At 70.1% G+C, this 24,320-nt stretch carries 13 protein-coding genes and 3 pseudogenes; 10 read left to right on the top strand and 6 right to left on the bottom strand.

The window, feature by feature from the left end; translation table 11 throughout:
• Positions 1-40 precede the first annotated feature (40 nt).
• A pseudogene (locus CP973_RS21505) lies at positions 41-260 on the bottom strand (gfo/Idh/MocA family oxidoreductase); the annotation flags it as partial.
• Between the two features lie 521 nt (positions 261-781).
• Here CP973_RS21505 and CP973_RS21495 point away from each other — a divergent pair.
• Positions 782-1,240 (top strand): DUF2867 domain-containing protein, encoded by a 459-nt coding sequence (locus tag CP973_RS21495; RefSeq protein WP_150244004.1) that lies wholly within the window; start codon positions 782-784, stop codon positions 1,238-1,240.
• Positions 1,241-1,607: 367 nt separating this feature from the next.
• Here CP973_RS21495 and CP973_RS21490 read toward each other — a convergent pair whose 3' ends face one another.
• Complete coding sequence (locus tag CP973_RS21490) at positions 1,608-2,519, bottom strand: hypothetical protein (protein ID WP_150244003.1); 912 nt, start codon at positions 2,517-2,519, stop codon at positions 1,608-1,610.
• Between the two features lie 465 nt (positions 2,520-2,984).
• Between CP973_RS21490 and CP973_RS21485 the strand changes: the two genes are divergently transcribed.
• Complete coding sequence (locus CP973_RS21485; RefSeq protein ID WP_150244001.1) at positions 2,985-3,329, top strand: PadR family transcriptional regulator; 345 nt, start codon at positions 2,985-2,987, stop codon at positions 3,327-3,329.
• The gene (locus CP973_RS21480) at positions 3,326-4,318 is read left to right on the top strand and encodes a hypothetical protein (RefSeq protein ID WP_150243999.1); all 993 of its coding nucleotides are present in this window, start codon (positions 3,326-3,328) and stop codon (positions 4,316-4,318) included. The genes CP973_RS21485 and CP973_RS21480 overlap by 4 nt, the downstream gene beginning before the upstream one ends.
• Before the next feature lie 637 nt (positions 4,319-4,955).
• On the opposite strand, the gene CP973_RS40115 is transcribed toward CP973_RS21480, so the two are convergent.
• Complete coding sequence (locus CP973_RS40115; protein ID WP_167538478.1) at positions 4,956-5,276, bottom strand: hypothetical protein; 321 nt, start codon at positions 5,274-5,276, stop codon at positions 4,956-4,958.
• Positions 5,277-5,798: 522 nt separating this feature from the next.
• Between CP973_RS40115 and CP973_RS21470 the strand changes: the two genes are divergently transcribed.
• The 6 genes and pseudogenes from CP973_RS21470 (at position 5,799) to CP973_RS21445 (ending at position 19,936) form a co-directional block, all read left to right on the top strand.
• Complete coding sequence (locus tag CP973_RS21470) at positions 5,799-13,184, top strand: amino acid adenylation domain-containing protein (protein WP_150243997.1); 7,386 nt, start codon at positions 5,799-5,801, stop codon at positions 13,182-13,184.
• Between the two features lie 94 nt (positions 13,185-13,278).
• Positions 13,279-15,855: an FAD-dependent monooxygenase gene (locus CP973_RS41630; RefSeq protein WP_341874844.1), complete on the top strand. Its 2,577-nt coding sequence runs from the start codon at positions 13,279-13,281 to the stop codon at positions 15,853-15,855.
• Positions 15,856-15,970: 115 nt separating this feature from the next.
• Positions 15,971-16,861: an SDR family oxidoreductase gene (locus tag CP973_RS21460; protein ID WP_150243993.1), complete on the top strand. Its 891-nt coding sequence runs from the start codon at positions 15,971-15,973 to the stop codon at positions 16,859-16,861.
• A 1,099-nt stretch (positions 16,862-17,960) separates the two neighbouring features.
• A pseudogene (locus CP973_RS21455) lies at positions 17,961-18,273 on the top strand (IS5 family transposase); the annotation flags it as partial.
• A gap of 232 nt (positions 18,274-18,505) precedes the next feature.
• Positions 18,506-18,907, top strand: a complete 402-nt coding sequence (locus CP973_RS21450; RefSeq protein ID WP_150243991.1) for a hypothetical protein — start codon at positions 18,506-18,508, stop codon at positions 18,905-18,907.
• Positions 18,908-19,693: 786 nt separating this feature from the next.
• Positions 19,694-19,936: a superinfection immunity protein gene (locus CP973_RS21445; RefSeq protein WP_150243989.1), complete on the top strand. Its 243-nt coding sequence runs from the start codon at positions 19,694-19,696 to the stop codon at positions 19,934-19,936.
• 140 nt (positions 19,937-20,076) lie between these two features.
• Here CP973_RS21445 and CP973_RS40110 read toward each other — a convergent pair whose 3' ends face one another.
• Entirely contained in the window at positions 20,077-20,412 is a 336-nt protein-coding gene (locus CP973_RS40110; protein WP_167538477.1) for a hypothetical protein, read from the bottom strand.
• 577 nt (positions 20,413-20,989) lie between these two features.
• Positions 20,990-21,928 (bottom strand): GlxA family transcriptional regulator, encoded by a 939-nt coding sequence (locus CP973_RS21435; protein ID WP_150243987.1) that lies wholly within the window; start codon positions 21,926-21,928, stop codon positions 20,990-20,992.
• A 123-nt stretch (positions 21,929-22,051) separates the two neighbouring features.
• Here CP973_RS21435 and CP973_RS40990 point away from each other — a divergent pair.
• Positions 22,052-22,183, top strand: a pseudogene (locus CP973_RS40990) (DUF6010 family protein); the annotation flags it as partial.
• Between the two features lie 805 nt (positions 22,184-22,988).
• On the opposite strand, the gene CP973_RS21430 reads toward CP973_RS40990, so the two are convergent.
• Positions 22,989-23,822, bottom strand: coding sequence for a rhodanese-like domain-containing protein (locus CP973_RS21430; protein WP_244409921.1), 834 nt, complete (start codon positions 23,820-23,822; stop codon positions 22,989-22,991).
• Between the last annotated feature and the right edge of the window lie 498 nt (positions 23,823-24,320).

Genomic DNA, 24,320 nt, shown 5'->3' with positions numbered 1-24,320 from the left:
GGGCCGGGCACGGCATCAGGCCCGTCCGGCCCCGGCGCCGCTACCCCTTCGGCCTGGGGGAGTCCGCCCCCGGGCGGGGCTTGTGCCACAGGCCGGGGGTGAAGTCCGGTACCTCCTGCGGTTCGCCCTTCGCCTTGATCGAGGTGTGACTCAGCGGCACCGGAGCGCTCCACACCGCCGCGTCGTAGACGTCGAAGTCCGGCACCAGCCCAAGGTGGAAGCACTGCATGAGCCCGGAACAGCATGATGTAGTCCGTGCCGCTGGGTATGTCGGGGAGTTTGGGCTCTGGCACAGCTTCCGTGACGCCGTCACCGTGAGTGACAGCTGAGCGTCTCGGGTCAGCTCCGGAAGTTGCCCGAAAAACGGCCGTCACAGGTGTGGTCGGGCTGAAAGCCCGCCGTGGAAGAGGTCGCGCTCCGGCTGAAGGAGCTGTTGTTCCCGTCGATCGCGGACATCGCCGTGCTGTCGGTCGACGTGAATATCGAGATAGTGGGTGTTGAGGCGCAGTGCACGACGGTCGGCGCCGCCTGTACGGGATGCGGTGTCTGGTCGGCTCGGGTGCATAGCTCCTATCTGCGTGCTTGGGCAGCTGTTGGCGGAGGCTGGCCAGCAGGGGGCGTCCAGCCCGCCGGAGGGAGCGCGCCCGAAGGAACGAAGAGGAAAGACGGCGGTCGCGGTGGCGCGTGACCGCCAGGGCCCCGGACGAGATCGGGGCGCTGCTGCCCTCTCGGCGCGCGAGTGGGGCTGTTGTGAAAACCGATGCGTCTTTATACTCCGCCCATGTCTGCCTCGCGTTCGCTGCCCGTACGCCGCGTCCGGGTTGATCCGGCCGGTGCCCACTACGCGTCGGCGTTCGCGGTACCGGCTACCGGCCTGCCGCACCTGCTGCCAGTGGATTGGGCCCGAGCCGTCTTCGAGAAGGCGCCCGCCGTCCTCCGGCGGTGCCTGTACGGCGGCTGGCGCGGCGGGCTGGGCCTGCGGCTGGGCCCGCGCGTTTCGGCGCAGCACGTACTGGGCTGGCTCGTCACGGAGTCCGGGCCCGACGCGGTCACGCTGGAGGCGCACTCGCCGCTGCTCACTGCGCGCAACATGGTTCGCCTGGACCATTCCTCACTGACATGGTCCACCTTCGTGCATTTCAAGAACCCTGTCGGCCGGGCTGTATGGGCCTCAGCAGCTCCCCTGCATCACCAGGCCATTCCGCTGCTACTCAGGCGAGCGATCCGCAAAGCGGCATAACGCACCGAGCCTGATGACGACCACTCACGAAGGCCATGCCGTCGGCCCGGCTGAGGCAGTGACCGCCCATCCAGGCATGGGAGGAGCTGACCGGGCGTCCGGCGCGCCGGCAGTAGAAGCTGCCCTCCCAGCCGGCGGCCAACGATGCGCTGCCTGCCACGCCGGTGCTGTGATCGTTGTGGCCGACTGCCACAGGCCCGTTGAGGTCGGCTGACAGGCCTGTTGAGGTCGGCTGTCCCGTCCAGGGGCTTGGCGGCGAAGTTGCGAAGTGAGCATGCAGCCGGGCGAGTTGCCTGGGCGTCCGGCGCGGACGCGGCGGTGTCCGCGCGGTGAGGGACGCCCAGGCGAGGCGGGGCGTTGCTCCGGTTCAGCGCGCCACGTATGAGGTGACGCTGCCGTCGGTCTCCAGTACGGCCCACAGGGAACCGACCTTGATCGCCGCGCGGAACCTCGCGTCGCCGTCGACCTCCATCATGCCGAGGGTGCGCCCGCCCTTGTCGGCGAGAACCGCCCGGTAGCGCTGGTCGCCGAGTTCGATTACCCGGACGACGGTCTTGCCGTCGGCGAGCGTTTCGTTGTGCGGGCCGGTCGGGCGGGCCTTCGCGATCCAGGAGGCCACCTCGCCCTTCGAGGAGAGCGCGGTGATCATCCCGTTGAGGTTGCCGGCCACGTAGGGCGTGGCGGGAGTCGCCTTGATGGAACCGAACGACTCGCCCTGGAAGAAGCCTTCCGCGCGGTAGTGGTCGGGGCCCATCCGGTAGATCTTGGCGATGGAGCCGCCGTCCGCCAGCTTCACCGTCCGGACGTAGGTGCCGCCCCCCTCGGTCTCCCAGCGGACCGGGCAGCCCTTGGGCAGCGCGGGGAAGTCATGGGTGTGGAGGAAGGCGACCCCGCCCGCCGGGCGGCGCTGCCACAGCTGGGCCCGGCCGCTGTCCAACTCGGTGAGCTTGAGTCCGGCTTCCTCGTTGACGGGGTGGTTGTAGGTCACACCGCCGAGGACGTTGCCGTTCTTGTCCTTCAGGACCGCCTGCGGCCCTTCAGGGCCGTACTTGGGGATCGGCCGGTTGACGATCTCCACGTACGCACCCTCGATGGGGAGGATCGAGTCGACCTTCTCGGTGACCGTGCACCGTGCGATGTCGGCAGGCGTCGGTCCGGCCGCGCGCGCCGGGCTGTCGGCGAACGCCGCGGCGGCCGGGCCGAGCACGGTGGCGGTCACCGCGGCGCAGGCCGCCAGGGTGCGCAAGGCGGTGCGGCGGTGACGCAGTAAGGCGGACATACGTGACTCCTGACTGGCTGAGCGTGTGGAACGGGACGAAAAACGTGCGTCGTACGCGCCTTTCACAGGCGGTGCTGTGAGGCGGGCGGTGACTGCTGTGCGTAAGTTACGAGGCGTCTTTGACGGACGAATCGCTTCCACGTAACAGCGGTGTCGCGGAAAACCGTTACATAGACACCTTTGTCCGCCTGCTCGGCCCGGCAGCCCGCAAGGTGCGGGAGCGGGATCGCTTGTACGTCTGCGGGACGGTGGAACTACGGCGGCGGCGTTCCCTGGGAGCCGGGGTGTCGGGCTGCGGCTGGACGGCACCGAGGTGCAGGTCCGCCGGCCCGCGACCGACTGCGGGCGAGCGGGCGTTCGTGCCGGGCGCGAAGCAGCAGAACGCGCCGAGCGGACCGACATGAATGCGGAAGCGTCTATAGGTAGTTGGTCGACATATGCGGTCGGTCGACCTATGGTGGGGGTGTGAAAAGACGATCTCTGCAGGAACCGAGCTCACTGATCCTGTGCGCGGTGGCGGACCAGCCCCGGCACGGCTACGCGATCACCCAGGAGGTCAAGAAGATCTCGGACGGACGCGTGACACTGCGAACCGGCACCCTCTACAGCGCCCTGCAACGCCTGCTGGAAGACGGGCAGATCCAAGTCCACAGCGAGGAGACCGTCGGCGGACGGGCCCGTCGCACCTACGCCCTGACCTCCGAGGGGCGCGCCACGCTGGCCGCCGAAGCCGAGCGCCTGCGCGCCACTGCCGTCGAGGCCGAGCGACGGCTCGCCGTTCACCGGCCCTGCCCGAAGGGGGCCGTGTGACCGAGTCCCCCGAAGAGGCCCGCGCCGCACGGCTTTTGCGCCTGTACCCGGCGTCATACCGTCGTGAGCACGGGCCGGAGATCGCCGCCATCCATGCCGAGGCGATCCGGGACGCCGGACGCCTGGTGCGCTTGCGAGAGGCCTCTGACATGGTCCGGCACGCGCTGCGGGTGCATCTGTGCCTGACCTCCGCGGACGGCCCCGGACGTTTTCTGGCTGCCGCCGCGCCCTACGTCCTGGCCGTCGTGTGCGCCCCCGCTCTGTTCGGTGTGCTGATGAACAGCACGCTGTGGGCGGACGACTGGACGGCGCAGCTATGGGCGGACGGAGGGCGGACTGCGGACCGGGTGGAGTGGCTCGTCAATGAGTGCGTGACGTTGGCCTGTGCGCTGGCGCTGCTGTGCGGGGCCGCGGGACGGTGGGCGCCGGCGCGGCTGCTCGCCGTGTTCGGTGTCGTGGCCCTGCCCGCGACCACCTGGGTGTTCGAGACGGACTACCTCATCTACCACCAGTACCTGGACCGCCCGCTGGCCGCCACCTCGGATATCCTCTATCCCGTACTGATCGCCTTGATCCTGCTGTGCTGCCCGGCGGACCTGCCGCCGGTCCGCGTCCGCGACCGGACAGTGATCGCGGCCGTGGCCGTGGCCAGTTTCCTCACCCATACCATCGCCTGGGTCAAAGGCTCCGTCGGGGAGACGGTGTGGACCACACAGGCACTGTGGATGGCGGAGATCCTGGCGCCCTTGGCCGTATTGGTGGTCTTCCTGTTCGCCGCCCTGGCACGCGGCGGGCGAAGCGCGCGCTTCACGGCCGCGGGAGTGGTCACGGCCGCGCTGCTGTGGCTGTGGCGCGACCACCGGTTGCTCGACACCGCACCGTACGGCGGCCTCCTGGCCGGGACACTCCTCGGCGCAGCCGTAGTGGCGGCCGTCGTGGTGCGCCTCCGGCGCCGCGCCCCGAGCAGCAACGGCCCCGCACGGAGCTGATCCGATGCTGCGGGACCAACGGCAGGCGGCGCCGCAGTGCAGATCGATGGGGCAGGGCCACCGCTCAGTAGCTCGACCGGGGCCGTGCGCGGGGACCGACGGAGAACGACCTTGAGGCCCTGGGCCGTTCGCGGAACCACTGTTCGGCGCCCTCAGCGCCCCTCAGCGCCTGTCGGCGTACCGGGACCTCTTGCCGTCCGTCCTGATACGCCGGCCCCTGTCGTCCGGGGCTGAACTGGCTGAACTGGTCGCCAGACCTGCGGGGGAGAGGCCAAGCTGCCCGTGGTCGCGGATCACTGAACTCCTGGCGCATCCAAGACCTGCCACCCGCACCGCTCCGACCGCGCGGGAGCTGGCCCACCTACGCCTACAGGGAGCTTCCCCGAGCCCGCCCAGTTCGGTGAGAACGTGCATGCCGACAGATGGCCCATGCGCGGCTTCCCGGAACCAAACAGGCCGGGGACGGTGGGGGTATGGCGAAGGACTTGAGGGAGTTGTACTGCGCGACCTGCCGGTCGCGGGAGCAGCACGTCGCATTGGACAGCCGCGAGCAGCGGCGGATTGTGCGGGAGGAGACGGGGCGGGCACCGGACGGGTTCTGGATGTGTACGCGGCCCGGGTGCCGCAACGTGCGTACCTACTGGGAGGACGAGCCGTTCGACCAGCCGTTCAGGATGCCGCCACACGTCTGACCTGTTTCCGCCGCTGACCGCTGACCGCTGACCGCGGACCGCTGACCGCTGTTGCCGGACGTTAACTCCGGCAACGGCACCAACCAGATGTGGACTCTGCGCCCGACGGCTTCCAGCTCCTGTTCGACCGGAGCGTCGGTGCCGCGAGTGGCAAGTGTCCGGATGTCGGCGGCGGCCCCGTCGGCAAGGCGGGTGCACAGATGGACGTTCGGGACTGTCATCCGCACGTCGATTCCAACGGCACCCAGAACTTCGGCGTGCAGCATCCCGTCCCGGCCTTTTCGGATCTCACCACGTCAGCGACCAGGCGACCGGACTTTCCCTGAACGTCGCCGGAATGGAATCGCCGACGGAACCCTCGTCATCCAGTGCCCCTTGCAGGACAACGGGAGGCAAGCCGCCGCCTCGACCTTATTGATCATTGTCTTCCCGGCTCGACTGCCCTCGAAAGGGGCCGCCCCACCCAATGAGCAGCCGTCAGGCCGTGGTGGGCGCCGTATGCGCATGTACGACGCGAGCGTGGTGAGCGACACCGGACGTGCCGGGTGTGCGGTGGCCGTCCGTACGCCCAGCGCCGTTCACTGTGGCAATGGCACTTCGCGTGTGAAGCGGTACGCGGTTCACCGGAGCCGGGATGCGGTTGCCCCGTTGTCGCCTCAGCAAATGTCCTTTCGCGCCACGTCAGTTGCCCATTCATGTCACAACAGATGCCAATCGCGCCACACAAGTGCTGTTTTCGCCACACACTTCAGGGATACGCCCAGTCATGAGGCGGCATGATGCCGATCATGAAGAGGATCGTGGTTGCCGAATCAACCCTCCCGGGAAAACAGGCGCAGGTGAACGGCCACGCGCGGAGCCCGCTGACGGCCTACCAACGCGATATCTGGGCCGCCAGTTCTCAGGCTCCGCAGTCCCCGCAGTTCAACTGCATTCTCCACGACCGGCTGCGGGGCGGGCTTGATCTCGATGTGCTCGCCGAGTGCATCGCACGTGCGCTGAATCGCCATGAGGTGTTCCGGCTGCGGTTCGGCGAGGAGGCGGGGACGCCTTTTCAGTGGGTGGGGGACGAGGGCGTGCGGGTCCGCAGGGTGGACCTTGCGCAGGAGCCCGAACCGGACGTCGCGTGCCTGGCGTGGATGCGGCGCTCCTTGGCGACGGCGATGCCACTCACGGACGGCGGCGCGCTGGCCGAAGCCACACTGCTGGTGGAGAGCGCGGACATCACGCACCTGTATGTCAAGACACACCACATCATCATCGACGGCTGGTCCCTCAACCGGCTGAGCCAGGAGATCCTTGAGGACTACGCGCGGGCCACGGGCGGCGGCGGGGAGCGCGCGGGGTGCCACGAGCCCGCTTCCTACCTGGCGTTCGTCGAGGAGGAAGCCGCCTACCGCGCCGGTGCCGAGAGCGATCGTGACCGTGCGTTCCACCGGGAAACCCTCGCCGGCGCGGCGCCCGCGCTCTTCACGGGCACGGCCGGCGGGAGCGGGCGCGGCCGCCATTCGTTCGTCGTCAAGGGCCGTATCGCCGAACGGGTCCGTGCCGCCGGCTGCTCGCCGTTCGCCTACGTCGCCGCCATGTTCGGTACCTGGCTGACGCGGCTGCACCGCGGTCAGGAGGTGGCGCTGGGCATCCCCTTACTCAACCGTCCGGAAGAGCACCACAAAGACATTCTCGGCCAGTTCGCCAACACGCTGCCGCTGCGCATCCCGGCGCTCGGCGGACGAACGGTACGTGAACTCGTCGCCGAAACCGAGAAGGCGGCCCGTGCGCTTCAGCGCCATCAACGGCTTTCGCTGGGCGACGTCCTGAGGGAACTGCCCCCGTCGGCCGAGGGCCCCCGCCGGCTCTTCGACGTGACGCTCTCCTACATGAACTGGGCTTGGCCGTCACCGGTGCCGGGCCTCGAACGGCAGCCCGCCGTGGTGGCCCCCTCGCATGATCAGGACGCCCTGGGCGTGATGGTGTTCGCCTTCGGGGGCACGTCCGACCTGCGCATCGACCTGGACTACGCCCTCGATGTCTTCGACGAGGACCTGCCCATCGCCTCGGTCGCCGGCCACCTGGCAACGCTGCTGGAGCACGGCGTGGACATGCTGGACGAGCCCGCGTCGGCCGTCCCGATGCTGGAGCCCGCCGAACACGAGGACCTGACCGCGGTGCGCAGCCACGGTCCGACGGTGCCCTACGCGGACCGGGCCACGCTCCACTCCCTGTTCGAGGAGCAGGCCGCCCGCCGCCCGGGGCAGACCGCCGTCATCGGCGCCACCGGCGAGACGCTGACCTACGCCGAACTGGACGAACGGGCCAACCGGGTCGCCCGGGCCCTGCGCGAGGAGGGCGTCGGCCCCGACGACCGGGTCGCGGTGATGATGGAGCGGGGGCCCCAGCTGCTGGTGGCCATCCTGGGCACGCTGAAGTCGGGGGGCGCCTACGTACCGGTGGACCCCGGCTACCCGTCCGAACGCGTGAGATTCCTGCTGGAAGACAGCCGCGCCAAGGTGGTGATCATCGACGGTACCGGTACCGGTACCGGTACCCGCCTGGACATCGGCACCGGCACCGGCCCTGACGCCGCCACCGGCCTGCGCACCGGCCCGGCCTCCGACGGGCCCGAAGGGTCCGGCGCCTCCGACGGATCCGACGGGACGAAGGTGCGCCCTATAGAGGAACTGCTGCAGGCCGACGGCGCCCCGCTCCCGCCGCTGGCCGGCGCCCGCGACCTGGCCTACGTCATCTACACCTCGGGCTCGACCGGCCGGCCCAAGGGCGTGATGGTCGAGCACCACAGCGTCGTCAACCGCCTTGCCTGGATGCAGCGCCGCTATCCGCTGGGCGACGGCGACGTCCTGCTGCAGAAGACGCCGGTCTCCTTCGACGTCTCGGTGTGGGAGTTGTTCTGGTGGGCCCTGGAGGGCGCGGTGGTGGCCCTGCTGCCGCCCGGCGGCCAGCAGGACCCGCGTCAGATCCTGCGGACCATCCGTGAGCAGCGGGTCAGCGTCGTGCACTTCGTGCCCTCGATGCTCGGCCCGTTCCTCGACCTGGTGCATGGACTGCCCGAGGCCCGCGCGGGCCTGGCGTCCTTGCGGTACGTCTTCTGCAGCGGCGAGGCCCTGCCGCCGGAGCGGGTCGAGCAGTTCCGCCGCGTCGTCGGCACATCCGGTGCGCAGGGTCCGGTTCGGCTGGTCAACCTGTACGGGCCGACCGAGGCCACGGTCGACGTCTCGTACTACGACTGCCCGGACGCCTCCGCCCGGAGCGTCACCCGGGTCCCCATCGGCCGGCCGATCGACAACACCCGTCTGTACGTGCTGGGCCCCGGCGACCAGCCCCAGCCGGTGGGGGTCGCCGGTGAGCTGTGCATCGGCGGCGCCGGGGTCGCGCGGGGCTATCTGGACCGTCCGGAACTGACCGCCGAGAAGTTCGTCCGCGACCCGTTCACCCGGGACGGGCGCCTCTACCGCACCGGTGACCTCGCACGATGGCTGGCCGACGGCACCCTGGAGTACCTCGGGCGGATCGACGGCCAGGTCAAGGTCCGGGGCAACCGCGTGGAGCCGGGCGAGGTGGCCGGTGCCCTGCGCTCCCTGCCCGGTGTCCGCGACGCCATCGTCGTGGACCGCACCACCGCCACCCGCGGCACCCACCTCGTCGGCTACTACGTCGCCGACGCGGCCATCGACCCCGCGTACCTGCGCGACCTGCTCGCGCACAAGCTGCCGGTGTTCATGGTCCCGGCCTTCTTCGTGCGGATCGACGCCGTTCCGCTGACCCCGAACGGCAAGGCCGACCGCCGCGCGCTGCCCCTGCCCCGGGATGCCGCCGAGCCCGCCACCGGCCGGCCGCCGCGCAACCGTACCGAGGCAGTCCTGGCCGAGGTCTGGGCCGGGGTGCTCGGCCACGACGCCGTCGGCGTCCACGACGACTACTTCACCCTCGGCGGCGACTCGATCCTCATGCTCAAGGTGCGGGCCCAGGCCGAAGCACGGGGCCTGCGGTTCTCCCTGACCGACCTGATCCGCAACCCGACGGTGGCCGGACTGGCCCCGCTCGTCGAAAGCCTGGCGGCGCCCGGCGGCGACGCCGCTCCCGCCCCGTTCGCCCTCGTCTCCGGCGTGGACCGGGCCCGCCTGGAAGGCGCCGAGGACGCCTGGCCGCTCACCCGGCTTCAGCTCGGCCTGCTTTACCACAGCCGCAGACGCGAGAAGTCCGCCACGTACAAGGACGTCTTCCAGTACACCCTCGAACTGCCCTGGGACGCGGCAGCGTTCCGCCGGTCGTTCGACCGGCTGGTGGCGCGCCATCCGGCGCTGCGCTCCGCCTTCGACCTGGCGGGCTTCTCCGAGCCGCTGCAGATCGTCCGCCCGCAGGCGCCCGGCGGCCTGGACATCGTCGATCTGCGCCCGCTGGATGCTGCCGCGGCCGACGCCGAGGTCCGCGCGCACATCGAACAGCGCCGCCATCACGCCTACGTCTTCGACCGGGCGCCGCTGTACCTCTTGCGGGCCCACGTGCGGCCCGGGGCCGTCGAACTGGTCCTCAGTTTCCACCACGCGCTGCTCGACGGCGGCAGCGTGGCCAACCTCCTCCAGGAACTCCTCCAGGACTACGCGCACGGCCTGGGCCTGGGCATCGGCCCCGTCGACGGCACGGTCCCGCCCTCGGCGGCGTCCTACGTACGGGAGGAGCGGGCCGCCCTGCAGTCCGCCGAGGCGCGGCGGTACTGGAAGGAGAAGCTGGCCGGCTGCGAACCGCTGCACATCGAACCGTTCGGGACGCACCTGCCCGCCGCCGGCCGGGAACCGGCCTCACACCGCACCGACCTGCCCGACGACCTCATCGCCCGGGTACGCACGTTCGCCGCCGAGCGCGGCCTGCCCACGAAGTCCGTGCTCTTCGCGGCGCACTGCCTGACCCTGGCCATGTTCGCCGGCACCCACGACGTCACCACCGGGCTGATCACCCACGGGCGGCCCGAACTCGCCCACGCCGAACGCACCACCGGGCTCTTCCTGAACACCGTGCCCCTGCGCCTGGACGTCGCACAGGCCCAATGGCTGGACGTGGCACGCGAAGCCTTCCGGCAGGAACAGGACTGCCACCCCCACCGGCGCTACCCGCTGAGCGCCGTCCAGGAGGACCACGGCGGCCCGGTCCTGGACACCGCCTTCAACTATGTGCACTTCCACCAGCTGTCCGAGGTCCTGGCGCTGCCGGACATACGGCTGCGCACCTTCCGCACCTGGGAAGAGACCGACTTCCGGCTCCTGGTGAACGCGATCACCGAACCGGACAGCGGCCGCGTGTGGCTGCGGATCGACCATGGCAGCCACGGATTCACCGCGGAGCAGGCCCGCCTGTTCGCCCACGGCTACCAGCAGATCCTGCGCAAGCTGGTGGAGGAACCGCACGCGGAGCCCGATTTCGCCTTCCTCGCCCCGCGGCCGGCCCTCGCCAGGGCCACACCCCGGCCCACCGTCGTCGAAAGCTTCCTGCGCCAGGCTGCCCGCACCCCGGACGCCACCGCCCTGGCGATGGGACAGGAGCGGTGGAGCTACGCGCGGCTGGCCGAGACGGCCGACCGGGTCGCCCGGCGGCTGTGCGCGCTCGGCGCCCCGCTCCAGGCCCGGATCGGGATCGCCATGGACCGCTCACCGCAGACCATCGCCGTGGTCCTGGGCGTCGTGCGGGCCGGGTGCGCCGTGGTGCCGCTCGACGTCGGCTACCCCGCCCAGCGGCTGGCCATGATGCTGGATGCGGTCCGGCCCTTCCGCGTGATCGCCCACGCCGCCCACGCCCACCTCGTCACCGACCGGTCACTGCTGCTGCCCGCCGAGTCGGTGACCGAGGCCGCCACGAACCCTTCAGCGCAGGTCCCCGCCACTGACCCTGCGGCGGAGTTCCCCGCCACCGAGCCCCCGGCGCAGATCTCCGCCGACAGCACCGCCTACGTCCTGTTCACCTCCGGCTCCACCGGCCGCCCCAAGGGCGTGACCATGCCGCACCGCTCGCTGGCCGGCCTGGTCGCCTGGCAGACACAGGCCACCAGCGGCGCCGTGGGCGGCGCCACCCTCCAGTACGCGCCCCTGAGCTTCGACGTCTCCTTCCAGGAGATCTTCTCCACACTGTGCTCCGGCGGCACGCTGCACCTGGTGGACGACGCCGAGCGGCGCGACATGCCCCAGCTGCTGCGCCTGATCGACCGCGAGGGCATCGAGCGGGTCTTCCTCCCTTACGTGGCACTGCAGCAACTGGCCGAGACCGCCCAGGCACTGGACATCACCCCCGGGGCGCTGCGGGTGCTGATCTCCTCCGGTGAGCAGCTGCGCGTCACCCCGGAGATCCGCAGGCTGTGCGCCGCACTGCCGGGCGCCGTCCTGGAGAACCAGTACGGGCCGACCGAGACCCACGTCGCCACCACCTTCACCATGACCGGCGACCCGGCCGCCTTCCCCGCACTGCCCCCGATCGGACGCCCCGTCGACGGCGCCGAGGCGCACGTACTGGACGAACGGATGCGCCCGGTGCCCGCCGGAGTACGCGGCACCATCCACCTCGGCGGCACCTGCCTGGCCGACGGCTACGAAGGCCGCCCCGACCTGACCAAGGAGCGCTTCGTCCGGCACCCCTTCGCAGGCGAGGGCCGTCTGCTCTACGACACCGGGGACCTCGGGATCATGCTGCCCGACCGGACGATCGTCTGCACCGGCCGGGCCGACACCCAGGTCAAGGTGCGCGGCTTCCGCGTCGAACCGGCCGAGGTGGAGCTGGCCGTCACCGCTCTGGCCGGACAGTTCCCGAACCTGCGCGACGTCGCCGTCGTGGCCCGGCAGCACCCGAACGGCGAGTGCCTCCTCGCCGCCTTCCTCGTGGGCGAAGGCACCAGCGCGGACCTGACCGCCATCCGCGAGCGGCTGCGCACCACGCTGCCCGAGTACCTGGTGCCCTCCCACCTGCGATGGGTGGCGCACCTGCCGCTGACCCCCAGCGGCAAGCGGGACGACGCCGCCCTGCGCACCATGCCGCTCGCCCCCACGGCCGAAGCCGCCGAGGCCGCGCCGCAGGACACCTACGAAAGCGCGGTGGCCGAGATGCTGGCGGACCTGCTGCGACTGCCCGCCGTGGGCGTGCACGACAGCCTCTTCGACCTGGGCGGCACCTCCCTGACCGTGATGCGGCTGGTGGTCCAGATCGAACAGCGCTACGCCGTGCACATCCCGCTGTCGCAGTTCATCGCTACCTCCACCGCGGCCGGGCTCGCGGCGCGGCTGCGCGCGGGCGGCGCGGTCGCCGCGTACGACCCCCTGGTGCCGATCCGCCCGCAGGGCACCCGCCCGCCCCTGTTCATGGTCCACCCCATGGGCGGCAACGTGCTGTGCTACGTACCCTTCGCCCGGCACCTTCCCGACGACCAGCCGCTGTACGCGCTCCAGGCGGCCGGGGCAGACCCCGGCACCACGCCGCTGCGCACCGTCGAGGAGATCGCGGACAGTTACATCGCCGCGCTGCGCACGGTCCAACCGCACGGCCCGTACGCCATCGGCGGATGGTCCTTCGGCGGCTTCGTCGCCTTCGAGATCGCACGCCGGCTGCGGGCGGCCGGCGAGGACGTGACCCGCCTGGTGCTCCTGGACACCACCGCGCTGACCCAGGGACAGCGCCACCTGCACAACGACGACGCACTGCTCGGGTGGTTCTTCTGGGAACTGCTCTGGCTGGAACGCGGCGGCGACTCCCCGATGGAGCGCGTACCGGACGAACTGACCTCACTGGAGGAGAAGTTCGACTTCATCGCCCGTATCGCGACCGAGGAGGGCGTCCTGCCGGCCGGTAGTTCGGGCGCCGTCATACGCCGGCTCTTCCACGTCTACCGAGCGAACTGGCACGCGACGCTCAACTACCGGCCCGAGGCCGGGAACCAGGGGCTCACCCTGGTCCGTGCCGACGAGCCGCTGCCGGACGTCCTCGCCGCGATGCACGGCGCGGCCGGAAGCCGCCACGAGGACCCGACCAACGGCTGGAGCGACATGACCGACGGCCCCCTCCAGGTCGTCAGCGTGCCCGGCAACCACCTCACGATCATGGAAGAACCGTACGTGCAACACGTGGCCAGGACGGTCGCGGACCTGATCGTCGCCGACCCGGCCGGACCCGACGGGGAGAGCTGACCGCATGCCGACAGCCCCAGAAAGCTCGAAAAGCACCGGAACTCCCGGAATTCCGCAAAGCCAGAGACCCTCAGACACCCCAAGGAGCCGACCGGTGAAAGCCATCGTCATCGGAGCCGGAATCGGCGGCCTCGCCTGCGCCATCGCCCTCCGGCGCGTCGGGATCGAGGTGGCCGTCCACGAGCGCGCCGGCAAACTGCGGGCCGCCGGCTCCGGCCTGTCGGTCATGTCCAACGCCGTCAACGCGCTCGCCACACTGGACATCGACCTCGACCTGGAAAAGCGCGGCCGGGCCATTGAATCCTTCACCGTTCTGGACCACCGCGGCCGCACCATCAGAGACCTGCCGTTCAAGGAGGTCTGCGAGAAGGTCGGAGCGCCCAGTGTCTGCCTGAGCCGCCCGAACCTCCTGGAGGCACTGCTGGACGCGGCCGGGGACTGCCCCCTCCACCTGGGTGCCGCCGCGACCGCGTTCGAGAGCGACGACACGGGCGTCACCGTCCGCTTCGAGGACGGGCGCACGGCGCACGGCGACCTCCTCATCGGCGCCGACGGATTCCACTCGGCCATCCGCGCCCAACTCGTCGGACCGGAGGCGTCCCACGACAGCGGCTACGTCTGCTGGCTCGGCATCGTCCCCTTCCGCCACCCGGGCTTCCCCCCGGGCAGCGTGCGCCACTACTGGGGCGGCGGACAGCGCTTCGGCCTCATCGACATCGGCCACGGCCACGCCTACTGGTGGGGCACGAAGTCCATGCCCACTGCCCGTTCGCACGCCTGGGACGGCACCAAGGACGAGATCACCCGCGCCTACGCGGACTGGGCCGACGAGGTGCGGGCCGTCATCGAGGCCACCCCGCCCGGAGACATCCTCGCCGTACCCTCCCGCGACCGCACCTTCCTCGAACGCTGGGGAGAAGGCCCCGTCACCCTCCTCGGCGACGCCGCGCACCCCATGCTGACCACCCTCGGCCAAGGGGCCGCCATGGCGATCGAGGACGCCGTGGTCCTGGCCCACACCCTGGCCGAACCCGGAGCGCGTGACGACCTCCCGCTCGCCCTGCGGACGTACGAGGACCGCCGCCGCGACCGCACCCGGACCATGGTCGCCACCTCCCGGTCGATGAGCGACCTCGAACAGGCCGACACCCCCGAACTGCGGCAGGCCCGGGACGACCACTTCCGCCTGACAACCCACCAGGACCTCGCCCTGCAGAACGAGCAAGCCCTCACCTTCCCCGCCGTCCCGGACCCCGAACCACGCCTCCGGCGAAACCTCAGCCCCCTGGAACGCTGGTACTGGATCGCGGACCAGACCTCCCCGCTCAACAGCGTCGTCCGCACCCGGGTCCACGGCCCCCTGGAGCTGCCACTGCTGCGCCGCGCCCTGGACATCCTCCAGTCCCGGCACCCACTGCTGCGCGTCGCCGTCAGCAGCGACGAGGAAGGGGCGGCCCCCGCGTTCCGCCCCGTGGGCGGACGGCCGATACCGCTGCGCCACATCCAGGTGCCCGCCGAAGACCCCGAGGCCGACACGCGCTGGCAACGCGAAATCGACGAGCACGAACTCGCCGAGGGCGCCGACTGGCACACCGGACCGCTGCTGCGAGCCGTCGTCATCAGCCGGGAAAGCGCCGAACGCACCGAGGACGTCCACGACCTGCTGCTCACATCAGCACACTGCATAGCCGACGGCATGACGGGACTGACCCTGCTCAGGCAGTGGACCGAACTCACCGCGCAACTGAGCGCCGGCGAGGAGCCGCCCCGTACCTCGCACCGGGCGCTGCCGGCCGCGGAAGACCTGCTCCCGCCCCGCCACCGGGGCGAGGCGGGCGCCGCCGCCCTCACGGCCCTGACCGAGCGCGACGAGGAAGAAACCCGAAGGCTTCAGCCACGGCGCGTCACCCCCAGCCACCCGGTCCCCTTTCACCAACGGCGCACCCGCATGGTGCACAAATCCCTCACCACCGACCAGCTCGACCTGCTCGTGGCCGCCTGCAAGCAGCACGACGTCACCGTGCACGGAGCCCTGGCCGCCGCCATGGTCACCGCCGTCGCCCTGGAAGCAGAAACCCGGGAACCGGCTCACTTCTCGATCGGCTCCCCGCTCGACTTCCGCGCCGAACTGGAACCCGCCGTCTCCTACGACGAAGCCGGCACCTACGCGGCGACCCTTCCCACCCGCGTCCTCTACCGCCCCGGCGCGCCGCTGTGGCCCATGGCCCGCGCCATCAGCCGGGACCTGGCGGACCGCCGCAAGCGCGAGGAACACCTGTCCATGATCAATCTGCTGGACCGGGTGGGGCCCAGGACTCCGGCCGATGCCGACGCGTTTATGCACCACCTGGACGAACAGGGCCCGATCAACCTGTGCCTGTCCAACCTCGGCCGCTATGCCTTCCCCGACCGGGTGGGCCCGTGGCGCATCTCCGGCACCCAGATCATCGCGAGCATCTCGGTGACAGGCTCCCTCGTGGCCACCGCACTCACCAGCCACGGCCAACTCGCCTGGAACTTCAGCTACACCGAAGGAATCGTGCCGGCGCCGCGAGCCCGCCACATCGCCGACACCTCCGTACACACCCTGCTGACCGCGGTGGCACCCGAACCCGGCGCATCCGACCCCGGCGCACCTGAACCCGGCGCATCCGAGACTTGCGACGACTGACACCCGACCAGGACCGCGCACCCGACTAGGACCGCGCACCCGACCGGGGCCGCACACCCCACCAGGACCACACACTCGACCCGGACCACACACCCCACCACTCAAGGAGAAACCTTTGTCAAACCGCCGGCCCACGCCCTTGCCCCCGGCCGGACGCGCCGTCGTCATCACCGGCGCCTCCACCGGAATCGGCAAGGAGTGCGCACTCCGGCTGGAAGAACGCGGCTTCCGCGTCTTCGCCACGGTGCGCAAGAGGCAGGACGGTGAGAAACTGCGCGCCGAGGCGACCTCCGCACGGCTGCACCCGGTACTCATGGACGTGACCGACGAGAAGTCGATCCAGACGGCAGCGGCCGAAGTCGCCCGCTCCGTGGACGAACAAGGCGTGTGGGCCCTGGTGAACAACGCCGGTACCTGCGTCGCGGCTCCCATGGAATGCGTGCCTCCTGAAGGGCTGCGGCAGCAGCTGGACACCAACGTCGTCGGCCCGCTCGCCGTCACCCAGGCATTCCTGCCCCAGCTGCGCCGCACCCGCGGACGCATCGTCAACGTCTCCTCCGGCCTGGGCAGCGTGGTCATTCCCTACCTCGGCGCGTACGCGACCGGGCAGTTCGCGAAAGAGGCCATGAGCGACGCGCTCCGCCGTGAGCTGCGCCCCTTCGGCATCTCGGTCTCCATCGTCAGGCCCGGCGCGATCGCAACCCCCATCTGGGACAAGGTCCGGGAAACCGGCGAGGGACTCTTGAACCAGGCCCCCGACGCCATAGCCGATCTCTACCGAGCCCCCTTCGAACAATTCATGCGGATGAACGAACGACGGGCCCAGTCGAGCGCCACACAGCCGCAGGACGTCGCACGCACCGTCTTCCGGGCACTGACCGCCCCCCGGCCCCGAACCCGCTACAGCGTCGGCCCCGACGTCCGGGCAGCCGGCGCACTGTCGCGGCTGCTGCCGGCCGCCGCCCTGGACCGTGGCCTCGGCACCGTCACCAAGAGTCAACGGTAAGGACCGGTCAGAGGTGCCGCTAAGACCGGTCAGAGGCGCCGGTAAGGCCGGTCAGAGGTGCCGCGAGAAAAAGCCCGGCCGGGCCCGAGAAGCGGGCTCGGCCGGCAAGGGCGTCAGCCGTCGCCGTCGCGGTGCCATCGGTCGCCGAACTTCCCCGCCGTCTGAAGCGGTACTAGATGATGCGGCACTAGACGGGGGCGGATATGCCCGAGCCAGCGGCTGATGCGGGTCGATGTGAGGGGCGTGCCGGGCTTGGTGTTCTTCTCCCGCGGCTTGCGCCGGTCGGCTGTTATCGGTGTGGCGAGCACAGGTAGTAGGACCAAGCGAAGACGACATCATCCGGAGCGGCGCCGGTGGCGGAGGGCCACAGCCAGACCGGCGGGGAGGCGCGCTCGCCGGGCAGATGATCGAGGCTGAGGCTGAGGCTGAGGGTGGGCGCGGGCGTCGGGGACGGGCGGGGCGGTTCGGTCGGGCGTGCCGCCGGACCGGCGCCGCGTCGGCCCGGCACTTTCACCGGGGTGCGTCGGGCCAGGTCAGCAGGGATTCGGGCAGGTCTTTACGGTGTACGGCGGGGCGCGGAGCGTTCTGCCACGCCTCGCAGCGGTCCCCCGAGGAGTTGCCGCTCCCGCATCGCTCCGACCGTGTTGTGGAGCGAACGCCTCTGACCCCACGGAGAAGCCGGTCACCGGTCACCGGGGCTGCCCGGTGACCGGCTCGGGGCCTGTCGCGAGCTTTGTCGTGTTGGGCGCTGTCGCGTGCTGTGACCTGAGGGGATACTCGTCATGCCCGGTGCGGCCGGGCGCGGCAGGCTCGGCGTGTCAGGGGAGGTGGGACGAGTCAACGCCCCGGCCTTGGCGCTACGTTGCGGACAGCTTGGGCACTTCGAAGCATCGTCCATCCTGCGGGTCAGCAGCGCCACCGGTGGCGGCAGGTAGCTGTCCAGCGAGTCGACGTCACCGCACCGCCGCGCGTTCAGGCCGTGCAGGCAGGCCTCCGTGAACAGCTTCTGCGGGTCGTCCTCGGGGCGCCGCGCCTCGGCCTGCCGCTGGCCCCCGGACGTGCCTCATCCGGTTCGCCGGCGCCACCTTGCTGTCCCTTCGCCGCAACCCACCCGCGCGTGACCAAGGCGTGAGTGGACGCCGGCTACCGCACCACCGCCATCGACCACGGCGCCCGCCTCGGCATCGACGTCCAGCCCGTCGCCCGCCCGCCGGGCAGCAGCGGCTTCGCGGTCATCCCGCGGCGCTGGACCATCGAGCGGAGCATCGGCTGGCTCATGCACCACCGCCGCCTCGTCCGCGACCACGAATCCCTCCCCGCACCGCAGCGAAGCCCTGATCCAGCTCGCGATGATCGACTTCATGACCCGCCGCCTCACCGGTGAGAACACTCCAAGCTGGCGCGACACCTGAACCGACAGGACCAGACACCACCCCCAGGACGAAACGCTCAGTTCAGTAAGTATTTCGCCGGGTCCTCGCGAGGTGCCGCATTCCGGACGTAGTCAGCCCGGCCAACTGCTCCGCAGTGCGGCGAGCACACCCCACCGGCGTTGCGCTGGGTGATCGAGGTTGCTGTGTGTCCGCTGCCCGCTCGGTCAGCACGCAGACAAAGCGGTAACAAGCGGATAGATCATCCATTGTCTTGATCGGCTCCATCACCATTGCTCTATTTCCTGCACATGAGCAACATGAGCTGTCCCTGGGGCATCAACGCCCCGGACGGAAAGGGGTGTTCATGAAACGGATGATCGTCAGTACGCTGACGGCCGTGGTCATGGCCGGGGCAGGACTCACGGCTACTGCGGGGAATGCGTCCGCAGCTCCTGCAAACGCAACGAGGCTTCTCTGCGCGATGGTCTGGCACGACGACACCACCGTGGGCGTCAAGTGCATCGGAGGCTCGTTCTTCGCAGCGGTGAGATGCGATAACGGCGAGTTCCCGAAGGGCGAGGTGGCGGCTTCCGGAGCCATATCGTACGCCTCCTGCGCCCCCTTCAACGCGTCCCTGGAGCAGCCCATCAAGTGGTCAGGTCACGCGGCGTAAGTAGCTGCGATGCACAGTGGCAAGGGGGCGACTCTTTCCTCTCTTTCCTCCTGCTGCACTGACCCGCGCCCCGGACCGGCGGACCGGATTGACCAGAAACTCGGGCCATCGTCCTATCGGGACAGGCCGGTCCAGAACTCGCGGACCGGGGCGTGGGCGCACTCCTGGCGCAGGCAGCGGGCGGTGAAGGGAGCCGTCCAGTTCGGCTGTCGCGTCCCAGGGTTCGCCGTGCGGGTGGCTGATCTCTCGGCGTGATGCGTGAGCGCGCCACGAAAGTGGGACTGCCGGGCCCCGGCTCCGGTTGCGGGCTGACATCAGCTGGTGGTGCAGGAGCGTATGGGAGGTGACGGCCCGCAGGCCGGGGCTCATCCGTTCTCCCTTGTTTGCTGGGTTGTCTGACGGCCGGCATAGGGCAACTCCTGTGCTCAGCCAGCCCACCCGATATCGCGGACCTCGGTCGCTCCGGCGTGCGGCGTGTACGGGGTCCAGCGCCGCCGTCCGAACGGTTCCCGGATCTCTTCCACGGAGCCGCGGTCGCGGGCATCGGGTCAGGCCCGCGGGACCCTCGGCGCGGGCTGCTACCAAGGAATGCGGGCTGCTTCCAAGGAATTAGGCCGTACGGCCGCAGGGCAGCACGGGCACCTGCGTACGCCGCCCAGTCAGAGGTCGCTTTCGATCCCGGAACGGTCCGCTGGTGCTCCGACCGGTAACGAGCACCGGGTTGGTGTCGACCGACCTCGCGTCCGGTGAATCAGGGGACGTAGATGACGTAGGTAGGGTGGGCTGATGTTCTCAGACATAGGCCCCTTGGAGCTGACGGGCGTGGCCCTCGTGGCGTTGCTGTTCCTCAGCGTGCCGTCGCTCGTCGCCTATCGCAGGAGGGTGCAGCGCCTGCGGTTGGTCATCGTGGTCAACGTGATCGGCGCTTTCACTGGTTTGTTCTGGTTTGTCGCCCTGTTCATGGCGATGTCGATGCCCGCACGCGACTCCGACCCGGTGTCGGTCCCGGGCGGTCGGCTGGGCGTCTGACTACGGTCCGAGTCTGGGATGCCAGAGCGTCGCTACGAACGCCTCCCTGCCCATGCAGGCCGCGTAGCGAAGCCGACGCTGGCCATAGTGCTAGCTTCCGAGCAGGATGAGCAGGATGACGAGAGCACTCAGGTCAGCCGTCAGGCCAGCCCGCGCTCGTAACGAATTTCTCGCTGGGCAGTCAGGCCGGCCAGTACTTCCGGTGTGGGACAAGCATCGGCAATGGCCCGTACGTATTCAACATCTGCGGTGGCCAGGGTGTGCTTATCGCCCGTGTCGTCGACGACCAGAAGTAGTCCGTACCCGTCGGGCAGGGGAGTGAGGGCAGCGACGCGGCAGACCTTGCGGTAGGCGGCACTGCTACCAAAGTCTCGGGGGGCGAAGGCGTAGTCGCGGGGTGTGAATATCAGCGGCCGATCGGCGTGACGTGAACTGGGGAAACCCATCTGGCAGCGGAAAGGGCTCTGCTGGTCCACGGCCCGCAGCGCTCCTCGGAGCGGAAGACCGCGCAGGGGCGCCGCCGTGGCGAGGTGCTCGCCCCGAGGGCTTCTCACGGTCGGACACATAGTCGGACACATACAGGATGTGGCCCTCAGGGCCGGTGAGCGCAAACGTCTCGAACTTGAGACGGAGGATGCCGGTGCCGTCCACGTACAACTGCTTCTCGCCCATCGTGCGCTCGTACACGTACACGCGTGGTACGCGGATCGAGGAACGTGAACTCGATCAGGTTGCCGCCCGGGCTCCAGGCGGGGGTGACCCGGGCGGTGAGCGCGGTACCGGCCAGTACGTCGTCGTCCAAGCACAGCACTTGGGCAAGAGCCATCCCGATCTCGGGGGAGGGACGGCCGGTCGCGGCGGCCCCGGAACGCACATCTCCCGCCAGCGGGCCGGGTCTACGGTGTGGCCCGCGGCCACCGCACGATCTTCGTTTGTCCACATACCAACCGATGGTCACGCGGTGGCCGTACCCGTTTCCGGCCGCGTACGGCAGCAAGGTCGCTGTACCGGGCCGGAGACTCATCGGATCGACGGCGGCTCCGAGCCACCGGTTCAGCTGAACGTGCGCCGGTAGGTCTGCGGGCTGACGCCGGTGGTGCGTTTGAAGCGGTCGCGGAAGGTAGTGGGTGAGCCGAAGCCGACCTGGTAGCCGATGCGCTCCACGGAGTGTTTGGTGGTTTCCAGCAGGTGCTGTGCCTGGCGGATGCGGGCTCGGTGGAGCCACTGGAGTGGAGTGGTGCCGGTCTGCTCGCGGAAGCGCCGGATCAGGGTTCGGGTGCTGGTCCCGGCCCGCTCGGCGACGTCGGCGAGGGTGAAGTCGCGGGCCAGGTTGTCCCGTAGCCAGGCGAGCAGCACCTCAAGCTCGGAGCCCTGCGGTGTGGGGGCGTGGTCGTAGACGATGAACTGCGCCTGTCCGCCCTCCCGTTCGAGAGGCATCACCGACAGGCGGGCGGCGTCGGCGGCGACGGCCGAGCCGTAGTCACGGCGGATCATGTGCAGGCACAGGTCCATACCCGCGGCAGCGCCGGCCGAGGTGAGGAACTGGTCGTTGTCGACGTAGAGGACGTCTGGATCGACGTCGAGGCCCGGGTAGGTGGCGGCCAGAAGCCCGGCCGCACGCCAGTGGGTCGTGACGCGCAGCCCGTCGAGGAGCCCGGTGGCAGCCAGGGGGAAGGTGCCTGCGCAGATGGAGGCGATCCGCGTGCCGTCGGCAGCGGCCGACCGCAGTGCGTCGCGCACGGCGGGAGAGGGCGGTGCAGTGGGGTCGGTGACACCCGGCACGATGATCGTGTCCGCGTCCTGGAGGCCTTCCAGACCCCAGGGGGCACGCAGGGTGAAGGCTCCGGCGTCGGTCTCGTCGTGCTCGGCGCACACCCGGACCTGGTAGCCGGGTCTCCCGTCGGGCAGGCGGGTCCGGGAGAAGACCTCGATCGGGGTGGACAGGTCGAACGGGATCACCTGATCCAGCGCGAGAACAGCGACGGTGTGCATGGCCAGAACGTACCTCTCCATCGGCTTGCCGGATCCGGACTGGTACTCCGGCAGCTCTATGGCATGAGCAGTTCTGAGCCTTCTGGAAGCTCTTGGCAATATCCCGTTGAAATCCGTCACTAGATCCTGCCGTTCTCCCACGACGTATCCCTGGCATGCGCCATCTGCGATCCGGTCATCGCCCTGTGGTGCTTCCGCGGAGGACCTTCCCTGATCGCGCTCGTCCGCCGCAGGTTGGGCCTAGCCGGACAGTAGACCATGCGCACGATCACGCCTTTGCCCCTCCTGACCGGACTGCACCGGCATCTGGCGGTCGACGAGGTCGCGCAGGAGCCGTGGGTGTAGACGCATGCCCGGGTGCAGACGCGCGCCCGGGCGAAGCCCTCAAGCACCTTGGACCGGGCGCCCAGGCAGCCCTCTGGTCCGCGTCCTGGAAGTCGTCTTCGATCGCACACCGGCCCGGCGACCATGACCAGGTCGGTCTGGGAGTGCAGGGAGCGCAGGGAGCGGTACGTAGCGGTCGGGGAGGCGTAGGCCATATGGCAGGCGGTTCGCCCGTGCTGATCGAACGGCAGGTGAGCAGGTGGTGGCGTGGCGAGGCTGTGACGATCTACGCCCAGTCGTACAGGCGCGGTCCCTTCGAGCCGTTCCCGGCCGAGCGCCCGCGCCGCCCCGCGCCGCCCGCGCCGCCCCGCGCCGCCTGCGCCGGCCGAGCCGGCCGAGCACCTGCGCCGCCCGTGCGGCTCGGTGCCAGGCCGAGGACCGCCTCGGCGCGCATCCTCCGGCGCCCGGAGGTTGTGATCTGGAAGTCGCGGCACGCGCCAGTGAGGTCGGCCGCGGGGCTCCGCTCTCCGCCATGCCCCGACGGGAGGGCAGAACCCGCCGCCCGACACCGACGCGGACACGGCTGCACCTTCAGGGGCGGGGGCGGGATACAGGACCTACGCCGTTAACGGTTCCTGACGGCGAATCGCCTGTCGGCTTACGGTGACCGGCCCTCACTGGCCCGTCCTGCTCCGCTGTGACAGCCGCAACCGCACCATCCGGGCCCGCTGCCCGGTCAACTCACCGCCCGATCACCGTTGTTCGCCGCGTCCTCGCGACCGGGGTGGGTGACCGGCAACCCCGCCGCTTCCCATGCCCCCAGGCCGCCCGCCACGCTGTACACGGAAGTCCGTCCTGCGCGGATCGCCTGCGCGCCGGCTTGCGCGCTGCGGGTGCCCGTACGGCATATGAAGGCCAGCGGGCCGTCAGGCAGATCCGCCGGCGAGGCCGGCAGCATGCTGAGCGGGGCGTGGACGGCGCCGGTCGGGTGACGTGCCGCCCATTCGTCGTCCTCGCGGACATCGACCAGCGTGAGTTTCCCGTCCACGACGCGGCGGTGCGCCTCGGCAGGAGACAATTCGGCGGGGGTGTGGCCGTCACCGCGGCCCGGGTTCCACTGCGAGGCGGGCAGGACCGTCCGGATCGCCTCGTAGTTCGAGGCATGGGCGACGGCTATCTGCTGTCCCAGCATCGGGCAGACGTTCATCGCCTCTTCCCAGTGCGCGGTGGATTCCCATTCCGCCACGTTGACGAGAGGGAACCTGCTCCCCGGAACGATCGTGCGGAACATGTACGTACGAAGGAAACCGGGTTGCGCGGCCATCACTTCCGCAGCGCTCTGCCAGGCGTCGAGATACGAGCTTTCCATCTCCTCGTCGATCTCGATCGGAATGATCACGACATGACGGTTTTCCACCTGCTGCCCCTCTGCTCTGTAAGGCAATTGCGGCCCTCGGCGTGCCGCTCGGATCGGAGAGGTTCCCGGCGCACAAGGAAAGACGACCGAAACCGAGAGATTCCGGCTTTGAGTGGTGAGCGCCGGCGCTTTCTGGGCACAGCCTGCACGCACGTGACCATGGGTGGCAAGGAAGCTTGCCGAGACGGCAATACGGTCGGCGCGGTCAGGCCCTCGTCCTCGGCCACGGCGGCGGAGGCCCGCACGCCCTGGCTGCCTACCTCGCCCAGCTCGCCGAAACCGACGGCCAGAACACGGCCGTGAGCACTTCGTATTCGCGCGAGGAAGCACATCCCGCCGACCCTCGCCCGGACGCAGAGCGGCTCGGCCGACCGCGGTACGAACGAGCTGAGCCCGGACCATCTCAAGGCCATGATGCAGAGCTGACCGCCGCCGCATCCGGGAGCACCCCACGGGCCAGCCGTTCGTGGGGCGCCTGTGCGTGTGCCTCCCGGAAGGCCGGACCAGAGGTGCTCCGCCTCGCGGGACGGACGGCGTAGTCGCCGCACCAACGCCTGGAATCGAGGGGCTCTTTACGAGCCGCCCGGCACGGGACCCGGCCTGCGTTTTTCGGGCCCGACCGAAACGGCTGGCCCACCTGCGGCCCACGGC

The organism is Streptomyces albofaciens JCM 4342 (assembly GCF_008634025.1).
Classification (GTDB): domain Bacteria; phylum Actinomycetota; class Actinomycetes; order Streptomycetales; family Streptomycetaceae; genus Streptomyces; species Streptomyces albofaciens.
The sequence above is the reverse complement of the archived record's forward strand: the minus strand, read 5'-3'. Positions and strand labels throughout refer to the sequence as shown.